Below are 9,529 nucleotides of genomic sequence, written 5' to 3'. Positions count from 1 at the left end.
GGGGGAGAAAGGAGAATAGGTTGCGAGGATGCCCGAAAGACGCTTACCGCAATCGGCAATGCGCGCAAGCTCGCACCTCGCGCGCGCCGATAAGAAGTCGCTCGTTCAACCCTCGATTACGGTCTCCGTTTCAGCGACCCCCCCCCCGCCGCCGCTTTCCGCAGGAGAAGGCGCGAAACCTGCCGGGTGCGCCGGACCCGCCGAACCCACCGGGCGCACCGAATCTGCCGGGTGCGCCGAGCTCGTCGAGTTCGCCGAACCAGGCACTCCTGCGACCGCCCCGCCCGCCGCAGGAGCGGGCGCCACCGCCACGGCAGCCAGTCGCCCGATGGGGTTGCCGCCCCCCATCACCACCAACTCGCGCGCCATCCAGCGCTCGAACACGCAGCACGCGTTCGACTTCCCCACCTTCGGACTGACCAAGCAGATGGGAAGGGCCACCGCGTCTTTCGGCGAGATCAGCCTCAGCACAGTGTGCGGGTGCATCTCCCCCAACGCCGAAATACCCGCCGCGAACGCCAGCCCCTGCTCTTGACTCAAAAACGCGTCGAACTCCTCGTTCGTCTCGCACTCAAAGCGAAGATCGAGGCCGCTTTGGCAATACGCCTTTTCAACCGCCTCGGAGAACGGCTGAAACGCGCGTGGCACCAGCACCGGATACGGCATCATGTCGTCCAAGGAGACGCAGCGGCAATGCGCAAGCGGATGGTCTGCCGCCATGATCGCACCTGGCGAAACAGTCCCCACCGACGCGCACTCGACGTCGGGATGCTCATAGGCGCCCACGGTGAAAAACGCGTCGTACTCGCCCGTGCGCAATCCGTCCGTCCCACGCGCAAGCGTTTCGATGGCCACCGTGGTGCTTACGCCGAGGTTTCTGCCGATGAACGCCGCAATGCTGGATCGAGCGCGCTCGCTGCCGTGAAAAGCCGGCACGCACAGCGCCACGTTCAGCGCAAGCGCGCTCGACGCTTGGTACGTGTGCGCAAACCGCTCCAACTCGCTGAACATCCGCAGCACCGGCGCCGCCTTCGCATAGAAGCGCTTGCCGAACAACGTGGGGCTTACGCCGCGGCTTTGGCGCACGAACAGATCGCTTTGCAGCTCGCGCTCAAGATCGGCGAGGGCCTTCGACACCGCTTGCACCGTCACGCACTGCTCTTTGGCCGCAGCAGACAAGCTGCCGTGATCGAATACGGAAACGAAGTATTTGATTTGATTGATGTTCAAATAACCCGCCCTGACGTCCTCGCCCCGCCTTTCCCACTATCCCCAGAATTCTAGCGCTCCTGCCGAGCACCGCACCGAGAACGCGTTCATTCAACTTTCTTTTGACGAGCGAATGGGAACGCCTGGTTGATGTTTTCGCAGTTCAAAATCACATTTGAGAAAAACACCCCGACATAAGCCCAACTCGCGGAGAAACCATGCAGCCCACCGCGAGCCCTCAACGAGCGTGCTATGCTTAAACGCCGCGGCAAACGCGAGAGCAGAGGACGGAGGAACGCATGGGATCGCCAGGGTTTCCCACGAAGGCGACGCACGAAGGGGTGCGGCGCATCGGCATGCCCCGCGCGCTTCTGTTCCACCGATACGGCCCGCTCTGGACGACGTTCTTCGAAGCGCTCGGACGCGAGGTGGTGCTGAGCGAACCCACCGACAAGGGCACGGTGGAGCGCGGCGACGCGCTCTCCAACGACGAATGCTGCCTCGCCTCGAAGGTGTACCTGGGGCACGTGGCGTCGCTTCTGGACGCGAACGCATGCGACGCGGTGTTCGTGCCGAGCATCGCCAACGTGGGGCTTCACCGGGGATTCTGCACGAAGTTCCAAGCGCTTCCCGACCTCGTTGCCAACACGTTCGCCGACGAACGCGTGCGCGTGCTCTCGTGCCTGGTGAACGAGCGGGAAGAGAAGACGGGCATGAAAGAGGCCCTTCTTGGCGTCGCCGCGCAGCTGGGCGCAGGCTCGCGAGAGGCGAAGCGCGCATGGAAAGCGGCGGCGCACGCGCAGACGCAGGCGGAGCGTTTCGCGGCAGCGCAGCAGATGCGGGCGCTTACCACGCTCGATCGCGCCCGCGAAGCCGCCCGCGACGGCGAGGCTGCGGCCTGCGACGCGCATGCGGCGCGCGACGCGGGCAGGACTGACGGGATGCGCGGCGCGGGCAACGCGAGCGGGACGGGCGGGACGACCAGTGCGGGCGGCGCGGACGACGCAGGCAGGACGAGCGGAACGAGCGGGACGGACAGCGCGAACCGCGGCACCGGCGCAAGGCGTCCGAACGGGGCGGCCGACACGGGCGGCGCGGGCCCCCGCATGGCGGCGGCCGTCAACGCCCGTGCAGCGGACAGAGCGGCGAGCGAGCGCGCAACCGTCGCAACCCCCGGCACGCAACCGCAGCGCACCGCGCCCGAAGCGCCCCTCGGCATCCTGCTGGCCGCCCATCCCTACGTGGCGCACGACCCGTATCTGGGCGGCACGCTCGTCGACCTGCTCGAAGGCATGGGCGCCATCGTCCTGTTCACCGACGAAACGGATCGCAAGCGCGCCCTGCAAGCAAGCTTCGGCTTCTCGAGCACGCTGCCGTGGGTCGTGAACCGCGAGCTGGTGGGCTCGCTCATGCTGCTGCACGAGCACGTGGACGGAATCGCGCTCGTGAGCGCTTTCCCCTGCGGCCCCGACTCGATGACCGACGACGCCATCGTGCGCTGCATCCAGGGCAAGCCCATCCTGAACCTCACCATCGACGCCCAAAGCGGCACCGCCGGGCTGGAGACGCGCGTGGAGAGCTTCGTTGACATCCTGCGCTACCAGGGGAAAGGGGGCTACGTCCATGGCGCCGACGCCTAACCAGGAGCCTGACCGCGCGCCCTATCCCCCGCACAGCCGTGAACGCGTGAACCCTTTGCGCACCGTCGGCGACGCGAGCGCCACCGACGAGGTGCGCGGCGCTCGCGTGGTGCTGGGAGACGGCGGACGAGGCCCGTTCAAGCTGTTGCCGCAGTCCCGCCGCAAACGGTCGGCCAAGCGCGACCGCCACGCCCGAACGCGCGTGGCGTTCTTCCGCTACAGTTACTACGACATCGCGTTCAAGTTCTTCGTGGAGCATGTGCTGGACGCCGATTTCGTCGCCCTCCCGAAACCCACGCGGCGCACCATCGAACTGGGGTCGCGCCATTCGAGCGACATGGTGTGCGCGCCTTTCAAGCACATCCTGGGCGACTACATCGAAGCGCTTGAGCTGGGCGCGGACGTGCTCGTGCAGTTCGCGGGCCCGTGCCGGCTGGGCTACTACGGCGAACTGCAGGAGTCCATCCTGCGCGATTTGGGCTACGAGTTCGAAATGCTGAATTTCGCCACGGTGACGGGCAAGCCGCTGACCGAGTACATCTCCATCTGCAAGAAGAAGGTGAACCCGAACGTGTCGGTGCCGCACGGCGTGCGCAACATGCTGGCCGTGTTCAAGATGATCGAGTGCTTGGACGAGGTGAACGACCTCTACCTGGCCAACGCCGGGTTCGAGGCGGAGCCGGGGTCGTTCGAGCGCGCACGCGAAGCCTACTTCGCCGACATGCGCGAGGCCACCTGCGAGCGCGATATCGCCGAGGCGCAGCGCCGCGGGCTCGACGCGCTGCGGGCGTTGCCCACGCGCAAGCCCGCGCGGCCGGTGCGCGTGGGCATCGTGGGCGAGTACTTCACCGCAGCCGATCCCGCCAGCAACCTCGACCTGGAGCGCAAGCTGCTCGCGCTGGGAGTGGAGCTTCATCGCTCGCTCACCATGACGAACCGCAACCTGCGCTACAACGAGCGCAACCTGCGCGCGAGCATCGCCGACTACGTGGCCTACGACATGGGGCCCACTTCCAGCCTCACCATAGCCTCCGCGCTGCGCTACGCGCAGGAGGGCTTCGACGGCGTGGTGCACGTGAAGTCGTCGGGGTGCACGCCCGAGGTGGACTGCGTGCCGGTGCTGCAGCGCATCGGCCGCGACACCGGCATGCCCCTGCTCTACCTCAGCTACGACTCGCAAACGAGCGACACCGGCTTGGACACGCGCCTCGAAGCGTTCTACGACATGCTGGCCATGAAGAAGGAGCATGCGAAGAAATGAAGGATTCCTTTATCGACGGCGGCGCGGGATGCCCCGACGCCGAAGATCGCCGTGAAAACCCGCTGGCAGACAAGCCGGCGGCCTGCTCGAACACCGTCTGCGCGCCCGATCGGACGCACGGCGAAGAGGGCTTGACGCGCGAAGGTGCGACATCGGCGCGTCCCGCGGCTTCGAGCGACTCGTCCCGCCCGTCGGGACAGACGGACGGTGCAGCACGCGGGGAGAGCCTGGAGGGGCAAGGGTCGGCACGGGAACGCGTCGCAGCGTCGGGCGGTCAGTCCGTCCCGGCAGGGCAGGAACGCGTCGCAGCGTCGGCAACTCCGTCCGTCCCGCCAGAGCAGACGGATGCCTACCTAGGCATCGACATCGGCTCCATCTCCACGAAAGGCGTGGTCATCGACGCGGACCGGCGCATCGTCGCGCGCACGTACCTGTGGACCGAGGGCAACCCGGCCGACGCGGCGCGGCGCGTGGTGGCCGGCCTCGGCGCGCAGGTCGACCGCGGCGCCGTGCGCGTGCGCACCGTGGGCACCACCGGCAGCGCGCGGCGGCTCGTCGGCGCGATGTGCGGCGCGACCGTGGTGAAGAACGAGATCACCGCGCATGCCGTGGGCACGACGTTTCTGCATCCCGACGTGCGCACCATCCTGGAGATCGGCGGGCAGGACTCCAAGATCATCTGCGTGGAGAACGGCATCGCCGTGGACTATGCCATGAACACGCTGTGCGCCGCCGGCACGGGCGCGTTCCTTTCGAGCCAGGCGCATCGGCTGGGCGTGGAGGTGGAGGAGTTCGGCGCCATCGCGCTCACCTCGAGGAAGCCGGCGAACATCGCGGCGCGCTGCACCGTGTTCGCCGAGAGCGACCTCGTGCACAAGATCCAGGTGGGCTACGCGCGCGAGGACATCATCGCGGGCCTGTGCCGCGCGGTGGCCACGAACTACCTCAACAACGTGGGCAAAGGCAAGCAGATCGTCGCGCCGGTGGTGTTCCAGGGCGGCGTGAGCAAGAACGCCGGCGTGGTGCGCGCCTTCGAGGACGAGCTGGGGATGCCCGTCGTCGTGGACGCCGACGGACACCTCATGGGCGCGTTCGGCGTGGCCTTGCTGGCCGCCGAGGCCGCTCCGCGCGCGGGGGCCGAGGCGTTCGACTTCGACGCGCTGCGCACGTTCGAGTTCGCCACGCGCGAGGTGGAGTGCCAGAAATGCGCCAACCGCTGCGAGATCATCTGCGTGCACCGCGACGGCAAGATCATCGACTCCTGGGGCAACCGCTGCGACAAAGGCGCCGTGAAGACCGAGGCGTGAAAAACCTTGCATCCTGCGCGTCACGCCGCTCGGTGCGGGCTCGAATAACTCCGTTGTCGTCGCTCATTGATAGTCACATTTCTGTAGCATAAACATAGCTAGATTTATAGCTCTGTTTATGCTACCTTTAGCTCGAAGCAGACGAAAGGAGGCATCATGACCATAACGAACACCGTGAGCGTGTCGGAGGCTCGGGCGAACTTCACCAAGATCGGACGTCAGGTGAGCGAAACGCGCAAGCCGGTCACCGTCTTCAAGGGATCAACACCCTACCTCGTCATAAGCCCCGCGCCGATCGCCGAAGCCCCCAACGCTGAAACCCTTGAGGCTTTCAGCGACCTGGAGAACATGAGAAAAGACCCTGCCTGCAAACCCCACGAAAGCGAGGGCGAGCTCTTCGCCGCACTGGGGCTGTAAATGTATCGATCCATCAGCTCTCCCGCATTTGAACGCGACGTCAAAAAGTGCATGAAGAAGCATTGGGATATGGAGTCCTTCAAGGCGGCGATATCCGCCATTCTTCATTCCGACGAAGAGCCTATTCCCCCGAGATACAACGACCACGCCTTGAGCGGCAATCTGCAGGGGAAGCGCGAGCTTCACGTCAAGGGACGCAACAGCGACTGGCTGATCATGTACGAGATAGTCGACGGCGTGGTCGGCTTCGCACGAACGGGGAGCCACGACGACCTTTTCTAAGCCGCACGCCTACCCGTCGCCGTGTTGGAAGCCGGGGTAGAGGGTCATGCCGCCGTCGACGTAGAGGGTGACGCCGGTGACGTATTTCGCCTGCTCGGAGGCGAGCCAAGCCACGGCGGCCGACACATCCTCGGGGTCGCCGATGCGCCCCATGGGCACGAGCTTCACGGTGGACTCGAGCGCGGCGGGGTCGGCGAACTTCTTTGCGTTGATGGGCGTGTTCATGGCGCCGGGAGCGACAGCGTTCACGCGGATGCCGCGGTCGGCGTACTCGAGCGCGAGCGTCTTCGTGAGCATGCCCACGCCGGCCTTGCTGGCCGCGTAGTCCGCGAAGTGCGGCCAGGGGATGATCTCGTGCACCGACGACAAGTTGACGATCACGCCGGGCATGTCGCGCTCGAGGAAGTGCTGGATGGCGCGCTGGCTACCGGCGAACAGGCCGGTCAGGTTCACGTCGATGACCTTCTTCCATTCCTCGATGGACTTCTGGTCGGACGGCGTGCCCACCTCGATGCCCGCGTTGTTCACCCAGATGTCGATGCCGCCGAACGAGAACATCGCCGCGTCGTAGAGCGCGTCCACGCATTCGGGCTTGCTCACGTCCGCCTGCACCGCGGCCGCCGCGCCGCCGGCCTCTTCGACGGCGCGCACCGTCTCGCGCGCGCCCTCCTCGTCCGTGCGGTAGTTGGCCACGACGTTCATGCCCTCCGCGCCGAAGCGCCGGGCGATGGCCGCGCCGAGCCCCTTCGAGCTTCCGGTGACCACGGCGGTCTTTCCTCGCAGGTCGTCGAACATGGCGCATCCTTTCTCGCAGCGTGAGCTGGGTTGGTGCCGCCACGATAGCGCGCGCGGCGTGCGGTTGCGGCGGGGACGCGCGCATCGTGGCGCGCCCGTTGGCGATCCGCCACCATCCCGAGCGGACAGAATTCGCTTCGCCCCGCACCCCGGCAACGGCGTGCGAAACCGGGTCGTGATAGCCCTCCTGCGCGCGCCCCGAGCTGCAATAGCCGCCAGTGCGCGAGCGATCGCCTTTCGTGGTAGAAATCGACGGAAAATGATCATTGTCGCGGAACTTCCTCGGCAGACAGAAAAGCGTCGCCTTTGTTGACCAGGCACGATGCGCGAAAACTCAGTCGCCCAACCTGCCGAAGGCCAGCGAGGAGCCTTCGGATGATCATTTTCCGTCGATTTCTACCACGAATCCAGGTTTCGCGCGCACTCGGCACCGCAAGCCGCCAGAGGAGCGGGAGCCTCGATGTTTCACGTGAAACATTCGTGCTGAAATCCCCGATGTTTCACGTGAAGCATTTTCGACAGACAGGTGGCACGGCCCCAAAATCGCACGGATCTTGCGATGCGCGGGGGCGGGCGTTCGGGGATACTGGGCGGGCAACCAAGGGAAAGGATCGGCATGCTCGTCGAATTCAAAGGGATGCTCCCCGACGTGGAGCGAGCCGCGTTCATCGCGCCGAACGCGGCCATCTGCGGGAACGTGACGCTGGACGAGGGAAGCTCGGTGTGGTTCAGCGCCGTGATCCGCGGCGAGGTGGCGCCCATTCGCATCGGGCGGAACAGCAACGTGCAGGACAACGCGATGCTGCACAGCGACTACGACTGCCCGGTCACGCTGGGCGAGCGCGTGTCGGTGGGCCACAACGCCGTTGTGCACGGCGCCACGCTCGAGGACGACGTGACCGTGGGCATGCACGCCACGGTGATGAACGGTGCCGTGATCGGGCGCGGATCGATGATCGCGGCCGGCGCGCTGGTGAAGGAACGCGAGGTCATTCCGCCGTGCTCGCTCGTTGTGGGCGTGCCGGGCAAGGTGATCCGCACGCTCGACGCCGAGGCGGTGGCGCGCAACATCGCCCACTCGCAGGAAGCCTACATCGCCGACGCGCAGGAGTACGCCCGCGCCCGTGTGGTGGAGTAGCGCGCCCGACCGAACGAAGCCGCCCGGCCGATCAAGCCGGGCGGCGCGATGTTTCACGTGAAACATTCGTGCTGAAATCCCCGATGTTTCACGTGAAACATCGGGGGTCGCGGGCCGCCGTTAGCTCAGCCAGTGGACGCGGGATTCGTCGTAGCGGTCGGCGCCCTTCGGGGCGGGCTCGGCCGTCGGATGGCCGCAGGCGATGAGGGCGAACGGCTCCAAATCGGCGGGCGCGTCCACGATGGCCGACACCGCGGCCATGTCCTCGGGATGCGGGGCGATGCCCATCCACACGGCGCCGAGCCCCAGCTCGACCGCTTCGAGCAGGATGTTCTCCACCGCGGCGCTCACGTCCTGCACGGCCAGCTCGGGAAACCGCAGGCCCTCCGTGCGCATGCACGGCACGATGACGCACGGCGCGCTGGCCGCGGGTTTCGCGTACGGCGTGACCTCCGCCAGCCGTTCGAGCGTCGCCCGGTCGCGCACGACGTAGAACTCCCACGGCTGCTGGTTCCCGCCCGACGGCGCGGCCATGCCCGCGCGCAGCATCGTGCGCACCTCGTCTTCAGTCACCGGCTCGTCCGTGAACTTCCGCACGCTCGCGCGCTTCGCAATCGCCTCGATCATGGCACCCTCCTTCAGGTCGCTTCCCCAACGAGCCGATCATACCGCGCCGCACAAAACCCACGAACGAAAATTTGCAAATCGCACGACTTGGTGCGCGCATCATCGAGTTATGCCCCTATCCAAATCGTATAGGCCCAATGCATCAGGGAAAACTCTCCTTTTGGACGGTACCGCGAGTGAGGAGGCTCGGCCTACACTTCCCCCACTCCGTCACCGAGCGGACGGCAAGAAAGGAAAGGGGACTGGGCAATGGAAGATATGAAAGAACGAAAGCTCGATAGGCGAACGTTCATCAAAGGGGGCATAGCGACTGGCGTTGTCGGAGCCGCCGGGGCACTTTTCGCCGGATGCGCGCCGAAGGCAAGCCCCAGTGCGCAGGAAGCTGGAAGCGAGGTCGAGTCCTCTGGCGAAGCGCTGACCGCGAAAGGGCTCGAGACCAGGCAATGGTCGTTTCAAATCCCGCCAGCCGCTCCCGACGAGAGCATCATCACGCGAACAGAGACGGCGGACATTATCGTAGTCGGCGCGGGAACCTCTGGCTTAGCAACCGCTGTTTCCGCTTCCGAGCAGGGCGCGCGCGTGATCCTCGTGAGCGCCTCGAAAGGCAACGTATCGCGCGGGGGATCGAATCACGCCGTATACAGCAAGGTGATGGAAGCACAAGGCATCGAACGCTACGATGTGGACTCCTTCTTCCGATCTCAGATGATCGCCGCCGGCTACAACATGGGGGTGCGGACAAAAAGTTGGACACTCCGGTGTCCGGATTGGAGTCCGCATGTACCCGTTGGAGACCAGGGAGCTCGCCGTGGAGGCCGTCGCGGCGGGGTTCAGCCTGACCGAGGCGGCCGAG

At 66.0% G+C, this 9,529-nt stretch carries 10 protein-coding genes; 7 read left to right on the top strand and 3 right to left on the bottom strand.

Annotation, left to right across the window (positions count from 1 at the left end):
* Positions 1 to 105 precede the first annotated feature (105 nt).
* Positions 106 to 1,230, bottom strand: coding sequence for a LysR family transcriptional regulator (locus tag C2L80_RS12250; protein WP_103263301.1), 1,125 nt, complete (start codon positions 1,228 to 1,230; stop codon positions 106 to 108).
* Positions 1,231 to 1,508: 278 nt separating this feature from the next.
* Between C2L80_RS12250 and C2L80_RS14475 the strand changes: the two genes are divergently transcribed.
* The 5 genes from C2L80_RS14475 to C2L80_RS12220 all read left to right on the top strand — a co-directional run bounded on the left by C2L80_RS14475 (position 1,509) and on the right by C2L80_RS12220 (position 6,116).
* Positions 1,509 to 2,849, top strand: coding sequence for an acyl-CoA dehydratase activase-related protein (locus tag C2L80_RS14475; protein ID WP_239938985.1), 1,341 nt, complete (start codon positions 1,509 to 1,511; stop codon positions 2,847 to 2,849).
* Complete coding sequence (locus tag C2L80_RS12235) at positions 2,833 to 4,110, top strand: hypothetical protein (protein WP_239938983.1); 1,278 nt, start codon at positions 2,833 to 2,835, stop codon at positions 4,108 to 4,110. Before C2L80_RS14475 ends, C2L80_RS12235 begins: the two co-directional genes overlap by 17 nt.
* The gene (locus C2L80_RS12230; RefSeq protein WP_239938981.1) at positions 4,107 to 5,417 is read left to right on the top strand and encodes an acyl-CoA dehydratase activase; all 1,311 of its coding nucleotides are present in this window, start codon (positions 4,107 to 4,109) and stop codon (positions 5,415 to 5,417) included. Before C2L80_RS12235 ends, C2L80_RS12230 begins: the two co-directional genes overlap by 4 nt.
* Positions 5,418 to 5,573: 156 nt before the next feature.
* Positions 5,574 to 5,834, top strand: a complete 261-nt coding sequence (locus C2L80_RS12225) for a type II toxin-antitoxin system Phd/YefM family antitoxin (RefSeq protein WP_087198561.1) — start codon at positions 5,574 to 5,576, stop codon at positions 5,832 to 5,834.
* Positions 5,835 to 6,116, top strand: a complete 282-nt coding sequence (locus C2L80_RS12220; protein WP_087198560.1) for a type II toxin-antitoxin system RelE/ParE family toxin — start codon at positions 5,835 to 5,837, stop codon at positions 6,114 to 6,116.
* A gap of 9 nt (positions 6,117 to 6,125) precedes the next feature.
* Here C2L80_RS12220 and C2L80_RS12215 read toward each other — a convergent pair whose 3' ends face one another.
* On the bottom strand, positions 6,126 to 6,911 hold the full coding sequence (locus C2L80_RS12215; protein WP_087198559.1) for a glucose 1-dehydrogenase: 786 nt from the start codon (positions 6,909 to 6,911) through the stop codon (positions 6,126 to 6,128).
* Positions 6,912 to 7,527: 616 nt separating this feature from the next.
* Here C2L80_RS12215 and C2L80_RS12210 point away from each other — a divergent pair.
* On the top strand, positions 7,528 to 8,049 hold the full coding sequence (locus C2L80_RS12210) for a gamma carbonic anhydrase family protein (RefSeq protein ID WP_087198558.1): 522 nt from the start codon (positions 7,528 to 7,530) through the stop codon (positions 8,047 to 8,049).
* Between the two features lie 120 nt (positions 8,050 to 8,169).
* On the opposite strand, the gene C2L80_RS12205 is transcribed toward C2L80_RS12210, so the two are convergent.
* Positions 8,170 to 8,676 carry a nitroreductase family protein gene (locus C2L80_RS12205; RefSeq protein ID WP_087198557.1) on the bottom strand — a complete coding sequence of 169 codons (507 nt, stop codon included), beginning with the start codon at positions 8,674 to 8,676 and terminating at the stop codon, positions 8,170 to 8,172.
* Positions 8,677 to 8,925: 249 nt separating this feature from the next.
* Here C2L80_RS12205 and C2L80_RS12200 point away from each other — a divergent pair.
* Positions 8,926 to 9,529, top strand: a 604-nt coding sequence (locus tag C2L80_RS12200) for an FAD-dependent oxidoreductase (RefSeq protein ID WP_129589962.1), incomplete at its 3' end; no start/stop codon positions are given.

This window comes from Rubneribacter badeniensis (assembly GCF_002899695.1).
GTDB lineage: Bacteria > Actinomycetota > Coriobacteriia > Coriobacteriales > Eggerthellaceae > Rubneribacter > Rubneribacter badeniensis.
This window is presented reverse-complemented; position numbering and strand designations above follow the sequence as displayed.

What these genes read in the sequence shown, in the direction of transcription:
- C2L80_RS14475 (WP_239938985.1), top strand. Translation starts at nt 1,509, where the DNA reads ATGGGATCGCCAGGGTTTCCCACGAAGGCGACGCACGAAGGGGTGCGG.
- C2L80_RS12235 (WP_239938983.1), top strand. Translation starts at nt 2,833, where the DNA reads ATGGCGCCGACGCCTAACCAGGAGCCTGACCGCGCGCCCTATCCCCCG.
- C2L80_RS12230 (WP_239938981.1), top strand. Translation starts at nt 4,107, where the DNA reads ATGAAGGATTCCTTTATCGACGGCGGCGCGGGATGCCCCGACGCCGAA.
- C2L80_RS12225 (WP_087198561.1), top strand. Translation starts at nt 5,574, where the DNA reads ATGACCATAACGAACACCGTGAGCGTGTCGGAGGCTCGGGCGAACTTC.
- C2L80_RS12220 (WP_087198560.1), top strand. Translation starts at nt 5,835, where the DNA reads ATGTATCGATCCATCAGCTCTCCCGCATTTGAACGCGACGTCAAAAAG.
- C2L80_RS12215 (WP_087198559.1), bottom strand. Translation starts at nt 6,911, where the DNA reads ATGTTCGACGACCTGCGAGGAAAGACCGCCGTGGTCACCGGAAGCTCG.
- C2L80_RS12210 (WP_087198558.1), top strand. Translation starts at nt 7,528, where the DNA reads ATGCTCGTCGAATTCAAAGGGATGCTCCCCGACGTGGAGCGAGCCGCG.
- C2L80_RS12205 (WP_087198557.1), bottom strand. Translation starts at nt 8,676, where the DNA reads ATGATCGAGGCGATTGCGAAGCGCGCGAGCGTGCGGAAGTTCACGGAC.